The sequence below is a fragment of the Streptosporangium sp. NPDC003464 genome (genome assembly GCF_053588315.1).
Genome location: NZ_JBSFPS010000026.1, coordinates 14,904 through 32,241, shown reverse-complemented (window position 1 = coordinate 32,241; position 17,338 = coordinate 14,904). Strand labels below are relative to the sequence as shown.

Here is a 17,338-nt window from a genome sequence, read left to right as displayed (position 1 = left end):
GCCCCTGTGCCCGGCGGGCGCCACCGCCCTCGCCCCGGCGGACCGGCCCTACTTGCCGCCCCACTTGGCGGGGAAGCCGGGCAGGTCCTCGCAGCCGCACAGCGCGTAGTGCAGCGGCGGCATGTCGGGCCGCAGGTAGGTGGCCAGGCTCTCGGAAGTGATCTTGGGCTGGGGGAGCTTCCACGTCTTGGGCACCTCCTCACCCTTGAGGATCTTCAGGGCGGCGATCACCGGGGTGCGCCACTGGTAGGTGGGGTAGGTGGGCGCGACGGCGGTGAGACCGCTGTCCTTCCACTTCTGCAGGAAGTCCTGCTGGTCCTCTCCGACGATCGGCGGCACCTGCCGGCCGGCGTCCTCGAACGCCTCGACCGCCGCCACGGCGGTCGCGCCCGCGTCCATCCAGACGCCGTCGATCTTGCCGTGGCGCTGGATGTAGTCGCTCACGATGCTCTTGGTCTTGGCCGCGTCGCCGTCGGTGAACTCCACCCCGACCACGTCGAGCTCACTCTTGTCGAAGGCCACCTTGGCCGCCGACCAGCGCGTCTCCAGGACGTCCACGCCCGGCAGGATCCGCAGCGCCAGGACCTTCCCTCCGGCGGGGACCTTCTCCACCAGGAACTCCGCGCCGTCGGCGCCGAAGGCGTAGCCGCCGATCGGGTTGATGAACGTCACCGGGCAGTCGGTGTCCACACCGCGGTCGAAGACGATCACCGGGAGCTTCGGGCAGGCGGCCGTCACCGCGGGGGTCAGCGTCGCGGTCGTGTTGGGCGAGACGATCAGCGCGTCACACCCCTTGCCGGTCAGCTCCGCGATGTCGGAGATCTGCTTGTCGTCCTTGCCCTCGGCGTCGAGCGCGGTGAACTCGGTGATCTCCTTGTGCAGGGCGACCTCGGCCTGCATGGTCTTCCAGCCCACCTGCCGCCACGGGTTGTTGACCGCGGCGTTGGAGAAGCAGAGGTGGTAGGGGCCGTCCTTCTTGTATTCGCCGGTGTCCGCCTTCTCGCCCGGGGCGACGGCCTGCTCCCACGGCCTGCCCGCCGGCCCCTCCGGGGTCTGGGCGCGCATGCCGAGCTGGGCGTCGTAATCGGCCTGGACGAAGAACTTCGACTGCTCGCCCGTCCCGGAGGACGTGGAGGTGGCCGGAGCCGTCGTCGAGGCCGCCGAGGCGGTGGGGGCGGCCGTGCCCGCCACCGGCCGGTCGCTGGCGCAGCCGGCGGCCAGCAGCATCGCGGAGACGCCCGCGGTGAGGGCCGCTACAGACCTATTCAAATCAGGTCTCCTTCTTTTCCTGTGGGGGTGCCTTCTGTCGGGAAGGGGTTCGGAGGGAGCTTGGAGGGAGCGCCCTCAGACGCGCGCCGCGCGCCGGAACGGGAGCCGTACGGCCCCCATCGCGACGGCGGCGATGATGATCACGCCCTGGACCGCGTACTCCAGGGCCCCCGAGATGCCGTGCAGGTTGAGCAGGGTGAAGAGCGCCTCAAGCGTGAACGCCCCGGCCATGGCCGCGACCACGGACCCGCGTCCGCCGCCGAGCGCCACGCCGCCGAGCACGACGGCGGTGATCGCCTGGAACTCCAGCCCCTGTCCGACCTGGGCGGAGACCCCGGCGAAGCCGCCCAGCAGGATGCCGGCGACGGCCGCCGCCAGCCCGGAGACGACGAAGGCGAGGACGCGGGTCCGCCCGACCCGGACCCCCGACAGCCCCGCGGCGCGCTCGTTGTCGCCGGTGGCGATGAGCCGCTTGCCGAAGTCGGAGCGCATGAGCAGGATCGCCGCCGCGCCCGCCACCAGGAGGACGAGGACCGACCAGGGCACCGGCCCGAGGTCCTTGCGGCCGAACATCCTGAACGTCTCCGACAGCGCTCCGCGCGGGGCGCCGCCGGTCCACAGGAACACCGCGCCGGACAGCACGAGCATCATGCCCAGGGTGGTGATGAACGACGGCACCCGGAGCCCGGTGGTGATCACGCCGTTGACCAGGCCGACCAGCAGCCCCAGCGCGACCAGCAGGGCCAGCACCGGCCAGGTGGCCGGCTCGCCCCCGTCGATCAGGCGGGCGGCCACCACCACCTGCACGGTGACCAGCGACCCGACCGACAGGTCGAACTCCCCGGAGACGATCACGAAATACTGCCCCGCCGCGAGGATGACCAGCGGCGCGGCCCGTTTGAGGAAGGCGAGGAACCCGGCGGGCTCCAGGAAGAAGGGGTTGGCCACCGCGATCAGCACCAGCAGCACGGCCAGCACGAGGAAGATCGGCCCCATGGACCTGAGGGCTCTCATCGGGATCGCCTCCTGGCGGTACGGCGGGCGTACACGGCCACCGCGGCGACGATCACCACGCCGCGCACCACGTCCTTGACGAACGCGTTGACCTCGAGCTGGTTGAACACGCTGTCGAGCACGGCCAGCAGCAGCACCCCGCCGACCGTCCCGGGGATCCCGCCCCGGCCTCCGGCCAGGGCCGTGCCGCCGAGGACCACCGCGGCGATCGACTCCAGGTCGTAGCCGCCGTCGGTGCCGACCGTCGGCGCCCCCGCGCCGAGCCGGCCGGCCAGCAGCAGCCCGGCGATCCCCGCGCACACCGAGCAGAGGACATGGGTGGCGACGATGACCCTGCCGGTCCGCACCCCGGACAGCCGGGCCACCTCCTCGTCCCCGCCCACCGCGTAGATCCGGTACCCGAGCCGCGTACGGCGGAGCAGGAACCACGCCGCGGCCACGACGCCCGCCCAGAGCAGCGCCGAGACCGGGACCGGCCCGAGCCGGTCGTAGCCGAGCCGCTGGAAGGACTCCGGCACGCTGCCCGCCGGCCCGTCGTAGAGGTGGTCCACGACCCCTCTGATGATCAGTGCGGTGCCGAGCGTCGCGATGAAGGCGTGCACGTGGAGCCGGGTGATGATCAGCCCGTTGGCCAGGCCGGCCAGCGCGCTCACCGCGAGCACCGCCGCGACGCCCGGGACGATCCCGCCGTCCTGGCCCGCCATGACCTCCGCCGCGACGAGCGAGGTGAGGCTGATCAGATACGCCACCGACAGGTCCAGCGACCCCACCAGGATCGCCAGGGTCTGCCCCACCGCGACGATGCCCAGCGCGGCCGAGCGCTGCTGGATCCCGACGACGGTCTCCAGCGTGAGGAAGTTCCCCCCGTCGACCGCCACCAGCAGCCAGCCGGCGAGCATGACCCCGGCCAGGGCCAGGTAGATGACCTGTGTCGAGCCGATGCGGCCGGCCAGGGCGGCCCGCCCGCGCGGGCCGGCGGCGGGGGCGGCGGTCTCCGGCGCCGCCAGGGGCCGGGCGGGCCGGAGCCCGTTCTGTCCGGTCACGGCGACACCTCACCGGCGGCCAGGCGCATGACTGTCTCCTCTGAGGAGCCGGACGGGAGCTCTCCGGCGATGCGCCCGTCGCGCATCACGACGACGCGGTCGCTCATGCCGATCAGCTCGGGGAGTTCGGAAGAGATCATCATGATGGCCATGCCGTCCCGGGCCAGGTCGCGCATCAGGTCGTAGATCGCGGCCTTGGCCCCCACGTCGACCCCGCGCGTGGGCTCGTCGAAGAGCAGGACCTGCGGCGCCACGGTCATCCATTTGGCCAGCACGACCTTCTGCTGGTTGCCGCCCGAGAGGTAGCGGACCTCCTGTTCGGGGCGGGGCGGCCGCAGCCGCACGGCCTCCAGGAGCCGCCTGACGTCGTCGCGGCCGCCGCGCCGTACCGAGCGGGAGACCAGCAGGGCGTTGTCGCGCACCGACTGGCGCAGCGCGAGCCCCTCGGCCTTGCGGTCCTCGGTCACCAGCCCGATCCCGGCCGCCACGGCCTGGCGCACCGACGTGGGCCGCAGCGGGCTCATCTCGCCGCGCGTGAACGGCTCGGCTCCGAACAGCGCCTTGGCCAGCTCCGTCCGGCCCGCCCCCTGCAGCCCGGCCACCCCCAGGATCTGCCCGGCGCGCAGGTCGAGGTCGATCCCGTCGAGCACGGCGTTGCCGCCGCCGCGCACGCTGAGCCGCACCTCGCCGGCCCGGCCGTCGCGGGGCGGGAAGTGGGCGCCGAGGTCGCGGCCGACCATCAGCCGGACCAGGTCGTCGGAGGTGACCTCGGCGGTCCGCACGGTCTTGACCAGGGCGCCGTCCTTCAGCACGGTCACCCGCGCGGCCAGGTCGAACACCTCGCGCAGCCGGTGGGAGATGTAGAGGACGGCGATCCCCCGCTCCCGCAGCCGCGCGACGAGCCGGTAGAGCAGCTCCACCTCGTGGTCGGCCAGCGCCGCGGTCGGCTCGTCCATCACGATGATCCGGGCGTCCTGGGAGAGCGCCTTGACGATCTCCACGACCTGCTGCTGGGCGACGGACAGATGGCGGACCAGGTCACGGGGGCCGAATGAGGTCTCGCCGAGCTCCTCCAGCAGCCGCGCGGTGGCGGCCTCCATCGTGGCCCGGTCGACCAGCCCCCGCCGGACGGGCTCGCGGCCGAGGAAGACGTTCTCGGCGACGCCGCGCTCGGGCAGCAGGTTGAACTCCTGGTAGATGATCGCCACTCCGGCGCGCTGCGCGTCGACGGGGTGGGCGAAGGAGACCGGGACGCCGTCGATCTCGACACCGCCCGCGTCCGGCGCGTGGACCCCGGCGAGGATCTTCATCAGCGTGGACTTGCCGGCGCCGTTCTCGCCGACGACCGCGTGCACCTCTCCGGCGGCGGCCTCCAGGTCCACCCCGCTCAGCACCCGCACGCCGAGGAAGCTCTTGGCGATGCCGCGCATCCTGAGGATCACGTCTCGTCCACCTCCACCCACCGGCCGGTCCCGGCGGAGGCCAGTACGGCGTCGCAGACGCGGGCGGCGCGGGCGCCGTCGGCGAAGGTGGGCAGGCCCTCGCGGTGCTCGCCCCGGATCGCCGCGTAGGTGTCGCCGACGAACGCCTCGAAGCAGTCGTGGTATCCCTGGGCGTGGCCGGCGGGCAGGGTGGCGTACCGCGCGGCCCCGGCCGACAGCGCGGCCGGGTCGCGCATCAGCAGCCGCGAGCCGTCGCGCCGCCCGGACCACAGGAGTTCGGGCTGCTCCTGGTCGAAGGCCAGGCCGGCCTCCGACCCCGAGATCTCCAGCAGGAGCCGGTTCTTCCTGCCGGGCGCCACCTGGCTGGTCGTCACGGTCCCCAGTGCCCCGGAGAGCGTGCGGAACTGGACCGTGGCCACGTCCTCGGTCAGCACCGGGCGGTTCGTCACGCGCTCGGGCACCACCACGGCCGTCTGCGCCGAGACCGCGGCGATGCGGTCACCGGAGACGAACTCGGCCAGGTCGCACCAGTGGGAGCCGATGTCGGCGAAGACCCGCGACGGGCCGCCGCGCTCGGGGTCCACCCGCCAGTTGTCGTCCTCCGGGGCCAGCAGCCAGTCCTGCAGGTAGCTGCCGTGGATCAGGCTGATCCGGCCCACCGCGCCCGAGGCCACCCGGTGGCGGGCCTCGCGGACCATCGGATGGAAGCGGTAGACGAAGGGGACGGCCGTCACCCGTCCCGCCTCCACCGCCCGCGCGGCCATCATCGTGGCCGTCCCGCCGTCGGTGGCCAGCGGCTTCTCGCAGACGACGTGCTTGCCGGCGTCCAGGGCCTTCAACGCCAGGGACGCGTGCAGGTGGTTGGGGGTGCAGATGTGGACGACGTCGACGTCGGCCGAGGCGATCAGCTCCTCGGCCGAGCCGAATGCCCGCTCGGCACCCAGACCGGCCCCGGCCTGGGCGGTCTTCTCCCGGCCCGACCCCACGGCGCCGACGATCCGGGCCCCGGCGAGCCTCGCCGAACGCGCGTGGACCGTGCCCATGAAACCGGTTCCGATGATGCCCACCCGGACCTGATCCGCTGGTAGCCGTCCGATTTCCTCCATATTGCGGGATGTTAAAGGGAGCTTATGGCGATGGTCAAGCAAAAGGTGGAGGACTTTAGGCATAATGGAGCCATGAAGGAACGTAAGTCGCTTTGACGTGGTGTAAACGAGGAGTGTTGACTGTGCGCATGCTGAGTGAAGCGAACGGTTCAATCGCCGGCGCGGGGGCGCTTCTGAAGATCCTGCGTGACGGTCAGGCCCGGACCCGGGCGGAGTTGGTGCAGCTGACCGGGCTGGCACGGTCCACCCTCGGGCAGCGGCTCGACGCGCTGCTGAGCCAGCAGTGGATCATCCCGACCGAGGAGGCCATCTCCTCGGGAGGCCGTCCCGCCGTCGCCTTCACCTTCAACCGCGGCGCCCGCGTCGCCCTCGCCGCCGACCTCGGGGCCACCCACGCCCGGGTGGCGATCACCGACCTGGGCACCGAGGTCCTCGCCGAGCGCGCGGACGAGGTGCCGATAGACCGCGGCCCCGTCGAGACGCTCACCTGGCTCCAGCGCACCTTCGAGGAGATGCTCGCCGAGACAGGCCACACCCCGGAGCAGGTCTGCGGCATCGGCGTCGGCCTGCCCGGCCCGGTCGAGCACAGCTCGGGCCGGCCGGTCAATCCGCCGATAATGCCGGGCTGGGACGGCTTCCCCGTCCCCGAGTGGCTCGGCGAGCGTTTCGGCGCCCCCGTGCTCGTCGACAACGACGTGAACATCATGGCCCTGGGCGAGCACTGGGCCGCCCGCCCCGGCGCCGACCACCTCATCTTCGTCAAGATCGGCACCGGCATCGGCTGCGGCATCATCAGCGACCGCCACCTGCACCGGGGCGCCCAGGGCGCGGCCGGCGACATCGGCCACATCCAGGTGGCCTCGGCCTCCGACACCGTCTGCCGCTGCGGCAACCTCGGCTGCCTGGAGGCCGTCGCCAGCGGCGCCGCCATGTCCGCCCGCCTGTCGGCCGGCGGCGTGGAGGCCGCCGGCAGCCGCGACGTGGTCCGCCTGGTGCGCAGCGGCAACACCCAGGCCGTCCAGCTCATCCGTCAGGCCGGCCGCGAGGTCGGCGACGTCCTCGCCTCGATCGTGAACTTCTTCAACCCGTCGGTGATCGTGGTCGGCGGCGACATCGCCGAGGCCGGCGAGCAGGTCCTCGCCGGCCTCCGCGAGGTCATCTACAGCCGCTCCCTGCCCCTGGCCACCCAGCACCTGACGATCACCGCCAGCGAGCTCGGCGACCGCGCGGGCGTGATCGGCGCGGCCGTCATGGTCATCGAACACGTCCTGGCCCCCGGCACCGTCGACCGGTCCGTCACCCGCGCCTGACCGTGGCACACTGACCCGGTGACGGAGACCGGACCGATCAGGACCCCCCGGCTGACGCTGGAGCCGCTGGCGGTGGAGCACGCCGCCCAGATGGCCGAGGCGCTCGCCGACCCGGCCCTGCACACCTTCATCGGGGGCTCCCCCGCGACCGCCGGGGAGCTGCGCGACCGTTACGCCCGCATGGTGGCCGGCCCGCCGCCCGGCGGTGACGACGCCTGGCTCAACTGGGTGATCCGTCTCGACGGCGAGGAGGGCCCGGTCGGCTACGTCCAGGCCACCCTGACCGCCGGCCGGGCCTATGTGGCCTGGGTCGTCGGCACCCCCTGGCAGGGCAGGGGCGTCGCCGGCGAGGCCGCGCTCGCCCTCCTCGCCTGGCTCAGGGAACGCGGCGTGCAGACCGTCGTCGCGACCATCCATCCCGACCACGCCGCCTCCTCCGCCGTGGCCCGCCGCATCGGCCTGGTCCCGACCGACGCCCGGGTGGACGGCGAGGTCGTCTGGCGGTCGGAGTAGGGCGGCCACGCGGCCCGGAGCGGGACTCGGGCCGCCTAGCGGCGGACCAGCTTCTCCGGTTCGCGCAGCTCGTCCATGAACCAGGAGATGGTGCGGCTCAGCCCGTCGACGATGTCCACCTTCGGCGCCCAGTCCAGCCGGGAGGAGGCCAGCGAGGTGTCGGGGCGCCGGATCTCCGGGTCGTCGGTGGGGCGGTCGACGAAGTGGATCGGCGAGTCCGAGCCGGCCAGCCGGCGGACCGTCTCGGCGAGGGAGAGCATGGACAGCTCCGCCGGGTTGCCGATGTTGACCGGGCCCTCGAAGTCGCTGTCGGCCAGGGCGAGGATGCCCTCGACCGTGTCGTCCACATAGCAGATGGACCGGGTCTGCGTGCCGTCGCCGGTCACGGTGATCGGCTCACCGCGCAGGGCCTGGCGGATGAAGGTGGGGATGGCCCGGCCGTCGTGGGGCCGCATCCTCGGGCCGTAGGTGTTGAAGATCCGCACGATCGCGGTGTCGGCCCGGTGGGAGTTGCGGTAGGCCGTGGTCAGCGACTCGGCGAAGCGCTTGGCCTCGTCGTACACGCTCCGCGGCCCCACCGGGTTGACGTTGCCCCAGTAGGTCTCCCGCTGCGGGTGCTCCAGCGGGTCGCCGTACACCTCGCTGGTGGAGGCCAGCACGAAGCGGGCGTCCTTCTCCCTGGCCAGCCCGAGGGCGTGCAGCGTGCCGATGCTGCCCACCTTGAGCGTCTCTATCGGATGGCGCAGGTAGTCGGCGGGAGAGGCCGCCGAGGCGAAGTGGAGCACCAGGTCCACGTCGCCGGGGACGTGGACGAACCCCGTGAGGTCACACTCGACCAGCCGGAAGGCGGCCCGGCCGATCAGGTGCTCGACGTTGCGGGGCGAGCCGGTCAGGAAGTTGTCCATGCAGACCACCCCGGCCCCCTCGGCGAGCAGGCGCTCGCACAGGTAGGACCCGAGGAAACCGGCTCCGCCGGTCACCACCACCCGTCGCGTGTTCATCGGACGCTTACCTCCAGCAGATTGACGGCGGCGTCGAGGACCTCCAGGACGCCGATCTCCAGCAGGCCCTCATCGGGCAGGTCCCCGTGGGGGTCGCCGGAGCGCCCCGCCCACAGGGCCACGTGCGGCCCGTGGGGCGGCCCCCACAGGGCGGGCGAGACGGGCCCGAACAGCACCACGGAGGGGGTGGCGAACGCGCTCGCGAGGTGGGCCACGCCGGTGTCGCCGCAGATGACCAGCCGGGCCCCGGCCACCAGCGCGGCCAGCTCGCGCAGGCAGGTGCGGCCGGCGAGCACGCACGCCTCCGGCAGCCGGGCGAGGGAGGCCACCCGCTCGGCGAGCACCCGCTCGCCGGCGTTCCCGGTGATCACCACTCCGTGGCCGGCCTGCCGCAGCGCGACGGCCACCAGGGCGAACCGCTCCGGCGGCCAGCGCCTGGCCGGATCGGCCGCTCCCGGATGGACGACGACCGGCCCCGGCCGTCCGGACGCGGACCTTCCCATCCTCCCCATCCGTCCGGACGCGGACCTCCCCGGCCGTCCGGACGCGGGTTCCTCCGGCCCCGCCTCCACCGGGCCGGCCACGACCGGCTCGGGCTCCCACGACGGCACGGCCTCCCGCGCCGGGTCGGCCGCTCCCAGGCAGGTGGTCACCGGCGCGCTCCCCCAGGACAGGGGGAGTTCCAGCCTCAGGTCGGCCGGATCGGCCGCGACGCCGTACCAGCCGAGCAGGTCGCACCAGCGCCGGACCTCGTGCGCGTCGCCCCGCCAGGACGGCCCCCTCGTGTCCGGGAAGTCCGGGTGCGCGTGGGTGAGCAGCCGTCCCGGGCCGGCACGGCGCAGCGCGGCGATGCTCTGCGGCCCCCTGCCGTGCAGGTTGACCGCGATGTCGGCGGACACGCCGGACGGGAGCGGCCCCGGCCCCGACACGTCGAGCAGCCCGTCCACCGCGCCGATCAGCGGCACCAGGGGCGCCAGCGAGGCGGGCGCGGCCAGCACGATCCGGTGGCCGGGACAGGCCCGCCGCAGGGCGCGCAGGGCGGGGACCGCGGTGAGCAGGTCACCGAGGCCGAGACCGCGCAGCACGAGCACGGCCGGCGCTCCCCCGTCCGCCGCCCGCCCGCCCGCGGTCATGCCGGTCCCCGGCCCGTCACGGCCATGACGTCTCCGTGGACGGGCAGACGACCAGTTCCCTGACCTCGCAGCCGGCGGGCTGACCGAGGGCGAAGACGACGGTCGCGGCCACGTCCTCCGGCTGGTTGAGCCGGGCGTCGGGGCCCGGCCGGTAACGCTCGTCGCGATCGTCGAAGAAGCGCGTGTTCATGCCCCCGGGGACCAGCAGCGTCACCCCCACCTCCCCCGCCAGTTCGGCGGCCAGGGCCCGGGTGAACCCGACCACCGCGAACTTGGAGGCGCAGTAGGCCGTCGCGTCGCTCAGCGCCCGCAGGCCGAGGGTGGAGGCGCAGGTGACCACCCTGCCCCGGGAGGCGAGCAGGTACGGCAGGGCCGCGCGGACCACCGAGACGGTGCCGAGCAGGTTGACCTGCACGACCCGGTCCCAGGCGGCGGCGGGGACGTCGGAGAGCCGCCCGCAGGCGTCGATGCCGGCGGCGGTCACGACGCCGTCGAGCCCGCCGGCCAGGCCGGCCAGCTCGGTCACCGCCCGCTCGGCCCGCGCGCGGTCGGCGAGGTCGGCGATGACGTGGTCGCCGCCGTCCTCGGGCGGGTCGACGTCGACGACCAGCGGACGGCCCCCCGCCTTGGCCACGGCCACGGCCACGGCCCGGCCCAGCCCCGACGCGCCGCCGGTGATCAGGATGTTTCCCAGCATGGACGTTCCTCCTCGGTCACCTGGCCGCCCTCGCGGCGGCGATCAGGCCGGTCGTGGACCGGCCGGACACGCGGGGCAGGATCACGCTCTCCCCGCCCGTCCGGCGTACGGTCTCGGTCTCGGGCAGGTCGAGGGCCTCGTAGTCGCCGCCCTTGACCCACACGTCGGGCCGCAGCCGTTCGATCATCGCGACGGGGGTGTCCTCGTCGAAGACGGCCACGGCGTCCACGCACTCCAGCGCGCGCAGCACCTCGACCCGGTCCAGCTCACCGACCACGGGGCGGCCGGGACCCTTGAGGCGCCGGACGGAGCCGTCGGAGTTGACGCAGACGATCAGCGCGTCGCCCATCGCCCTGGCCCGGCGGAGCAGGCTGACGTGGCCGGCGTGCAGCAGGTCGAAGCAGCCCCCGGTGGCGATGAGCCGGCCCCCGGTGGCGCGGACGGCGTCGGCCACCTCCAGCGCGGTGCGCGGCCGGTCCCCGGGCACGGGCGCGGGCAGCCGGACCGCCGCCGCTCCCCCGCCCTCCACGAAGCGGGCCGCCTCCCCCACCCCCATCACGACGGCGTCCTCGACGGACGCGCCCTCGCTCAGCGCGGACGCGGCGGCCCCGGCGAAGCGGTCACCGGCGCCGCAGGCGTCCAGGCCGGTCGCGCAGACCGGCGGCGGCACCCGGACGGACCGGCCGTCCCGCCGGGCCAGCACGGCCCCTCGGGCGCCCACCGTGACGGCCACCGCCTCCGCGCGCAGGACGCGGACGAGATGGCGGGCGGCCTGGTCGGCGGAGATGCCGGGCTGCGCGCTCAGCAGCCGGGCCTCGGACTCGCTCGGCGTGAGCAGCGCGCATCCGGGCACCGGCACCAGGCCCCGCGGATGCGGATCCCAGACCAGCGGCGCCGGCAGGCTCGACAGCGCGCCCCTGGCGGCCTCGGCGACCCCAAGGCCGTAGTCGGACACCAGGACGGCGCCGGCGCCCCGCAGGAGGGTGGCGATCCGGCGGGCGCGGGCCCCGTCCAGGTCCGCCTCCGCGCGGCCGTCACCGGTGTCGATCCGCAGCAGCGTCTGGCCCCGGGCCCGGACGCGGGTCTTGGTGATCGTGGTCCCCAGCAGCGGCAGCCGGACCACCTCCACCCGGCCGGAGAGCAGGCCCAGCAGGCACCTGCCCGGCAGGTCGTCGCCGACGGCGGTGACCAGGATCACCTCGGCCCCGTTCTCGGCCGCCAGGACCGCCGCGAGACCGGCCCCGCCGGGGCGGCGGTGCTCGTGGCCGCCTGTCACGACGGGGACGGGGGCGTCCGGGCAGAGGCGCTCGGCGTCCCCCTCGACGTCCACGTCGAGCAGCATGTCGCCGATGACCACGACCGGCCCGGCGCTCACCCCGGGGCCCCCTCGATCGCGTCGCAGAGCATGTGGATCACGGCGAGGTGCACCTCCTGCACGGTCGCGGCGTCCTCGGCGGGCACGGCCAGGGCGTCGTCGCAGAGCGCGGCGAGCGGGTTGGGCGCCGGGCCGGTCAGCGCCCAGGCCACGATGCCGGCCCGCCGGGCGGTGCGCGCGGCGGCCAGAACGTTCTCGCTCGCCCCGCTGGTGGACAGGCACATCAGGACGTCGCCGGGTCTGCCGTGCGCCCGCACCTGGCGGGCGAACACCTCCTCCGGCCCGAAGTCGTTGGAGATCGCGGTGATGCTGGAGGTGTCGGCGTGCAGCGGGATCGCCGCGTAGGGGGGCCGGTCGACGCGGAAGCGCCCGACCAGCTCGGCGGTCAGGTGCTGGGCCTCGGCGGCGGAGCCGCCGTTCCCGCAGGCCAGCAGCCGGCCGCCGGCCGCCAGCACGGCCGCGAGCTCGCGGCCCCACACGGAGATCGTCGCCGTGTCGGCGCTCACCGCCGACAGCGCGGCGCTCAGTCGTGACAGATGTGGGTGCACGGTCAGCCTCCCGCCACAGCGATCCGGGCCCGGCGCGCGGCGAGCACGTCCAGGTAGACGGCCTCGGTGCGGGCGGCCACCTCCGGCCAGCCGTACCTCGTCCGCACGCGCCGCTCACCGGCCGCCGCGAGCGACGCCCGCAGGTCCGGACGGCTCAGCAGCTCCCGCAGGGCCCGGGTCAGGGCGTGCGGGCGGCGCGGCGGCACCAGCACCCCGCACCCCGCGACCGTGTCGAGGTGGCCGCCGACCGCGGAGGCGATCACGGGCACCCCGCAGGCCATCGCCTCCACCGGGACCATGCCGAACGGTTCGTACCAGGGGACCGTCACCAGGACGTCGGCCGAGCGCATCAGCGCCGGGACCTCGGCACGGCCGACGCTGCCGAGCAGGTGGACCCGGTCCGACAGGCCGTATCCGTCGGCCAGGCGGGCCAGCCGTACGGTCTCCTCGTCCGCCGGCGCCCCTCCGGCGATCAGCAGCTCGACCTCCGGCAGGTGGCGCAGGGCCCGCACGACGGTGTCCACGCCCTTGCGGGGGACCAGGCGGCCGATGCTGAGGACGCGCGGCCCCGGCCCGCGAGGGGCGACCGGCCCGTCCGGCCGGAAGAGGCCGAGATCGACACCGCACGGCACGACGGCGATCCGCTCGGCGGCGATCCCCATCCGCAGGAGCTCGCCGACCTCGTCACGGCAGGTGGCCACGACGGCGCCGGCCCGGCGCCCGATGCCGGCCTCGGCGGCGATCCGCCCGGGCGGGCTGGTGTCGGCCGCGCCCTGCCAGCGCCGCTTGACCGTGCCCAGGGCGTGGAAGGTCTGCACGACCGGGACGCCGAGCCCCCGCGCGGCCGTCAGCGCGGCCAAGCCGCTCATCCAGAAATGGGCGTGGACCACGTCGGGCGGCCTGCCCGCCCACTGCCTGGCGAGATGCGCACCGAAGGCCGTCATGTACGGCAGGAGCTCGTCCTTGGGGAGCGCGGTGGGAGGGCCGGCGGGAACGTGCTCGACGGTCAGGCCGGGGCCGGCGGGGACCCGGTCGGGCTGGCCGGCGTCCGTGCGGCGGGTGTGGACGGTGACCTCGTGCCCCCGCTCGGCCAGTGCGGCCGCCAGGGCCGCGACATGGACGTTCTGCCCGCCCGCGTCGACGCCGCCGACCGCTGCCAGGGGACTCGCGTGCTCCGATATCAAGGCGATCCTCAATGGACGACCTCCTTCACGGACGCCAGGTGGTTGACGGCCTCGACGACGCGGGCACCTGTCACGGACGACAGGCAGGGATGGCCGGGGACCGGGCACACCCGGGCCCGGCTGCCCCGGCACGGGGCGTCCTGGTCGCCGAGCAGCACGGCGGGCACGCCGTACGGCGCCCAGCGGGCGGCCGGGACCACGGGGGCGAAGAGGCTGACCACGGGGGTGCCGACGGCCGCGGCCAGGTGCGCCGGGCCGGTGTTGGCCACGACCACCACGCTCGCCCCGGCGAGCACCGCGGCGAGCTCGGCGAAGGTGGTCCGCCCGCCCAGGTCGGCGACGGACTCCCAGACGTGGCCGCCGTCGACGACCTCCGGAGCGGGCCGGCCGCCGGCCACCCGCGCGGTGAGCGCGCGCTCGCCCGGGCCGCCGGTCACCATGACCCGCCAGCCCGCGCGGACGAGGTCGTGGACCGTCCTCGTCCAGTTCTCCCCCGGCCATGCCCTGGCCGGGGCGGAGACTCCCGGGTGCACGACCACGTAGCCGGGCGGCCCCGTCAGGTGCCCGACCTCGGGCAGCGGGCGCCGCACGGCGAGCGCTCCGGCGTCGCCGGGTGGCAGCTCGAACCCCGCGGCTCTGGCCAGCCCGAGCATGCGCTCCGCCTCCGGCACGTCCACGTCCTCGTCGACGACGTGCCGCACGTCGAGCAGCGAGCCGGGGTAGTCGGCGCAGATCGCGGCGATCCGCGGCGTCCCCGCCAGCCTCAGCAGCAGGGCCATCGGCAGCGGCGACTGGTGGAAGGAGGTGAGGACCAGCGCGAGCTCGGGCGCCGCCTCCTGGACGGCCCGCATCAGCCGCAGGGCGTGCGGGCCGGTCATGGGCGGAGGGCTGGGGTCGATCCACGGCGTCCGCCACTCCACCACCCTGGACACGCCGGGCAGCAGCTCGGCGGCCGCGCGGCCGTGCGGCCCGGCCAGCAGCACGACCTGCCTGGCCCCCTCGGCGACCGCGCGGACGGCGGGCCCGGCCAGCAGGACGTCGCCCGCGTTGTCCGGGCGCACGACGAGGACGGTGCCGGCGGTCATCTCCGGACCCGCACTTCTCCCGCGAGGCGGCGCGCGCAGGCCACCGGCGGGATGACCACGCTCGTGACCATCATCCTCCCGATCTCCTCTCTCGTGCGCGGTCCCGGTGCGATGCGGGCCCAGGCGAACTCGGCCGTGAGCAGCGCCCACGCCGCTCCGGCCGCGGCGGCCGCCCGGCCCGGCCGCACCGCCCACAGCACGGCCGCGAGCGCGCCGAGCCCGGTGACCAGGGCGTGCCTGCGCAGCCGGCCGGGCGCGCCACCGATGGCGGCCCGCCAGCCGGGGCCGTGCACGCGGCGCATGAGCGCGTCGTCGGCGTTGCCGCGCTGCAGGCGGACGCTGGCCCACGGGCCGTCGTCGCGGAACGGGTGCCGGGTGACCCGCTCGCCTCTGACCAGCTGGTATCCGGCCGCGAACATCCGCAGCGCGAGGTCGGCGTCCTCCCGGTAGGCGCGGGGGAAGCGCTCGTCGAAACCGCCCGTCCGCTCCAGCGCGGTGCGCCGGTAGGCCATGTCGGCGGTGATCCAGCGGGCCTCCGCCAGTCCCGAGGTGTTCCGCTCCGCGTCGGTGAGCCTCCGGCCGGCCGGCAGCGGCACCTCGATGCGCCCCTGGCTGCCGGCCACCTCCTCGGGCAGCCCGGCCAGGTCGGCGCGGAGGGCCTCCGCCCAGCCGGGCTGGGGCACCACGTCGTCGTCCAGGAAGGCGATCCACGGCGTCCGCGCGGCCCGCCACCCGGCGTTGCGGGCGGCGGCCGGCCCCCGCCCGCCGGTGCGGAGCACCCGGATCCGGCCACCCGCCGGCCCCTCGCCGCCAAGAGCCCGCGCGACCCGCGCGCCGGAGGCGGCGCGGGCCCCGCCGCGCCCCGGACGGTCGTCGACCACGACGACCTCCAGCGCCGGGTCCAGCGCGGCGAGGACGGTGTCGAGGCCGGGACGGCCGATCGTGGGGATCACCACGGTGATCATGAGGCGTACCTGCGGATCAGGTAGGGCCCCAGGGCCAGCACGTCGACCGGCGCGGAGCCGAAGCACTCCAGGGCGTCGCGGGGGTCGTCGACGATGGGCCGTCCCGCCGTGTTCAGGCTGGTGTTGACCACCACCGGCACCCCGGTGCGCGCCTCGAACTCCGCCAGCATCCGGGCCAGCAGCGGTTCGGCCACCCGGTCCACGGTCTGGACCCGGGCCGTGCCGTCGACGTGCACGACGGCCGGGATGCGGTCGCGCCAGGCGGGCCGCACGTCGTGCACGAAGAGCATGTAGGGGCTGGGGATCGGGCCCCTTTCGAAGATCTCCTCAGCCCGTTCGGCGAGCACCATCGGGGCGATCGGGCGGAACTGCTCGCGGCCCTTGACGGCGTTCAGCCGTTCGGTGTTGGCGGCCCGCCCGGGGTGGGCCAGCAGCGAGCGGCGGCCGAGCGCGCGCGGGCCGTACTCGCTGCGGCCCTGGAACCAGGCCACGATGCGGTCGGCGGCGAGGTCCGCCGCCACCGCGGCGGCCAGGTCGGCGGGGCGCTCGTACGGCACGCGCGCCGCCTCCAGCCACGCGGCCAGCTCCCCGTCGCTCCAGCTCCGGCCGAGGTCGGCCCCCGGCATCGGCGCGGCCGGCTCGCCGAAGGTCTGCGCCAGATGCAGCGCCCCGCCGAGCGCGGTGCCCGCGTCGCCCGCCGCGGGCTGCACCCAGAGCCGCTCGAAGGGCCCCTCGGCCAGCAGCCGCGTGTTGGCGACGCAGTTGAGCGCCACGCCCCCGGCCATGGTCAGGGACCGGTCGCCGGTACGCCCGTGCAGCCACCTGGCGAGGTCGAGCAGCACCTCCTCCAGCCGTGTCTGGACACTCGCCGCGAGGTCGGCGTGCTCCTCGGTCCAGGGCTCGCCCCTGCCCAGCGCCTTGGCGTAGCCGCTCCAGTCGACCGGCTCGACCCGGAAGCCGCCGTCATCGGTGGGGTAGATCAGCTCGCGCAGCTCCCCCAGGTGGCGCGGCTCTCCGTAGGAGGCCAGGGCCATGACCTTGTACTCGTCGCTGGAGCGCAGGAACCCCAGGTGCTCGGTGACCTCCTCGTACATCAGCCCGAGCGAGTGCGGCAGCTCCTGGGCGGCCAGCACGGTCAGCTCTCCGTCCCGGTAGTGTCCGGCCAGGTGCGAGACCGCCTCTCCCCGCCCGTCGCAGACCAGCACCGCCGAGTCCCGGTACGGCGCGGCCAGGCCGGCCGAGGCCGCGTGCGCGACGTGGTGAGGCACGTAGCGGACCTGGGCGGAGTCCAGACCCGGAAGGGCGGTGGCCAGGAAGGCCGGGGCCCGTCGGGCGTAGGTGGTGCGCAGGTCCTCCCAGCCCTCGTCGAGGCCCTGCAGGCCGGGCCGTACCAGGTCAGGGTCGTAGGAGTAGGCGACGGCGTCGAGATCCTCCGGGCGCAGACCGGCCCGCTCCAGGCACCAGGCGGCGGCGCGCTCGGGCAGTTCCCAGGCGGAGAAGGGGACCGGACGCTTGCCGTGCTTGCGGCGGGTGAACCGCTCCTCCTCCGCGGCTGCGACGACTTCTCCGTCGACCACCAGCGCCGCCGCGGGGTCATGGAAGATCGCGTTTATCCCGAGAAATCTCATGGATTCGCCTCTCGTGTGTAACTGG

The 17,338-nt window shown here is 74.9% G+C and carries 16 protein-coding genes; 2 read left to right on the top strand and 14 right to left on the bottom strand.

All coding sequences use genetic code 11. The annotated features are described in order from the left end of the window. Window positions 1–48: 48 nt before the first annotated feature. The 5 genes from ACWDS7_RS08800 to ACWDS7_RS08780 form a co-directional block, all read right to left on the bottom strand. Window positions 49–1,269, bottom strand: coding sequence for a substrate-binding domain-containing protein (locus ACWDS7_RS08800; protein WP_451928757.1), 1,221 nt, complete (start codon window positions 1,267–1,269; stop codon window positions 49–51). A 75-nt stretch (window positions 1,270–1,344) separates the two neighbouring features. Next, a complete protein-coding gene (locus tag ACWDS7_RS08795) occupies window positions 1,345–2,283 on the bottom strand; it encodes an ABC transporter permease (RefSeq protein ID WP_451928756.1) in 939 nt (312 codons plus the stop codon). Further along, a complete protein-coding gene (locus ACWDS7_RS08790) occupies window positions 2,280–3,326 on the bottom strand; it encodes an ABC transporter permease (RefSeq protein ID WP_451928755.1) in 1,047 nt (348 codons plus the stop codon). Before ACWDS7_RS08790 ends, ACWDS7_RS08795 begins: the two co-directional genes overlap by 4 nt. Continuing rightward, window positions 3,323–4,756: a sugar ABC transporter ATP-binding protein gene (locus tag ACWDS7_RS08785; RefSeq protein ID WP_451928777.1), complete on the bottom strand. Its 1,434-nt coding sequence runs from the start codon at window positions 4,754–4,756 to the stop codon at window positions 3,323–3,325. The genes ACWDS7_RS08790 and ACWDS7_RS08785 overlap by 4 nt, the downstream gene beginning before the upstream one ends. Window positions 4,757–4,764: 8 nt before the next feature. Further along, window positions 4,765–5,874 carry a Gfo/Idh/MocA family protein gene (locus tag ACWDS7_RS08780; RefSeq protein WP_451928754.1) on the bottom strand — a complete coding sequence of 370 codons (1,110 nt, stop codon included), beginning with the start codon at window positions 5,872–5,874 and terminating at the stop codon, window positions 4,765–4,767. Between the two features lie 128 nt (window positions 5,875–6,002). On the opposite strand from ACWDS7_RS08780, the gene ACWDS7_RS08775 reads away from it, so the two are divergent. Together ACWDS7_RS08775 and ACWDS7_RS08770 are read left to right on the top strand one after the other, a co-directional pair. Next, window positions 6,003–7,184 carry an ROK family protein gene (locus ACWDS7_RS08775; RefSeq protein ID WP_451928753.1) on the top strand — a complete coding sequence of 394 codons (1,182 nt, stop codon included), beginning with the start codon at window positions 6,003–6,005 and terminating at the stop codon, window positions 7,182–7,184. Between the two features lie 18 nt (window positions 7,185–7,202). Then, entirely contained in the window at window positions 7,203–7,697 is a 495-nt protein-coding gene (locus tag ACWDS7_RS08770; RefSeq protein ID WP_451928752.1) for a GNAT family N-acetyltransferase, read from the top strand. 35 nt (window positions 7,698–7,732) lie between these two features. Here the strand turns inward: ACWDS7_RS08770 and ACWDS7_RS08765 are convergent, their stop codons facing one another. The 9 genes from ACWDS7_RS08765 to ACWDS7_RS08725 are packed head-to-tail and all read right to left on the bottom strand — an operon-like array spanning window position 7,733 to window position 17,313. Then, window positions 7,733–8,698 carry a UDP-glucuronic acid decarboxylase family protein gene (locus ACWDS7_RS08765; protein WP_451928751.1) on the bottom strand — a complete coding sequence of 322 codons (966 nt, stop codon included), beginning with the start codon at window positions 8,696–8,698 and terminating at the stop codon, window positions 7,733–7,735. Beyond that, window positions 8,695–9,831, bottom strand: a complete 1,137-nt coding sequence (locus ACWDS7_RS08760) for a glycosyltransferase family 9 protein (RefSeq protein WP_451928750.1) — start codon at window positions 9,829–9,831, stop codon at window positions 8,695–8,697. Before ACWDS7_RS08760 ends, ACWDS7_RS08765 begins: the two co-directional genes overlap by 4 nt. A 16-nt stretch (window positions 9,832–9,847) precedes the next feature. Beyond that, window positions 9,848–10,528, bottom strand: a complete 681-nt coding sequence (locus ACWDS7_RS08755) for an SDR family oxidoreductase (protein WP_306857322.1) — start codon at window positions 10,526–10,528, stop codon at window positions 9,848–9,850. A 16-nt stretch (window positions 10,529–10,544) separates the two neighbouring features. Beyond that, window positions 10,545–11,903 (bottom strand): PfkB family carbohydrate kinase, encoded by a 1,359-nt coding sequence (locus ACWDS7_RS08750; protein ID WP_451928749.1) that lies wholly within the window; start codon window positions 11,901–11,903, stop codon window positions 10,545–10,547. After that, entirely contained in the window at window positions 11,900–12,451 is a 552-nt protein-coding gene (locus ACWDS7_RS08745; protein WP_306857318.1) for a D-sedoheptulose-7-phosphate isomerase, read from the bottom strand. The genes ACWDS7_RS08750 and ACWDS7_RS08745 overlap by 4 nt, the downstream gene beginning before the upstream one ends. 2 nt (window positions 12,452–12,453) lie before the next feature. Then, the gene (locus ACWDS7_RS08740; RefSeq protein ID WP_451928748.1) at window positions 12,454–13,647 is read right to left on the bottom strand and encodes a glycosyltransferase; all 1,194 of its coding nucleotides are present in this window, start codon (window positions 13,645–13,647) and stop codon (window positions 12,454–12,456) included. Continuing rightward, window positions 13,644–14,720 carry a glycosyltransferase family 9 protein gene (locus ACWDS7_RS08735; protein ID WP_451928747.1) on the bottom strand — a complete coding sequence of 359 codons (1,077 nt, stop codon included), beginning with the start codon at window positions 14,718–14,720 and terminating at the stop codon, window positions 13,644–13,646. The genes ACWDS7_RS08740 and ACWDS7_RS08735 overlap by 4 nt, the downstream gene beginning before the upstream one ends. Beyond that, window positions 14,717–15,685 (bottom strand): glycosyltransferase family 2 protein, encoded by a 969-nt coding sequence (locus ACWDS7_RS08730; RefSeq protein WP_451928746.1) that lies wholly within the window; start codon window positions 15,683–15,685, stop codon window positions 14,717–14,719. Before ACWDS7_RS08730 ends, ACWDS7_RS08735 begins: the two co-directional genes overlap by 4 nt. After that, window positions 15,682–17,313: a carbamoyltransferase family protein gene (locus tag ACWDS7_RS08725; RefSeq protein WP_451928745.1), complete on the bottom strand. Its 1,632-nt coding sequence runs from the start codon at window positions 17,311–17,313 to the stop codon at window positions 15,682–15,684. The genes ACWDS7_RS08730 and ACWDS7_RS08725 overlap by 4 nt, the downstream gene beginning before the upstream one ends. Between the last annotated feature and the right edge of the window lie 25 nt (window positions 17,314–17,338).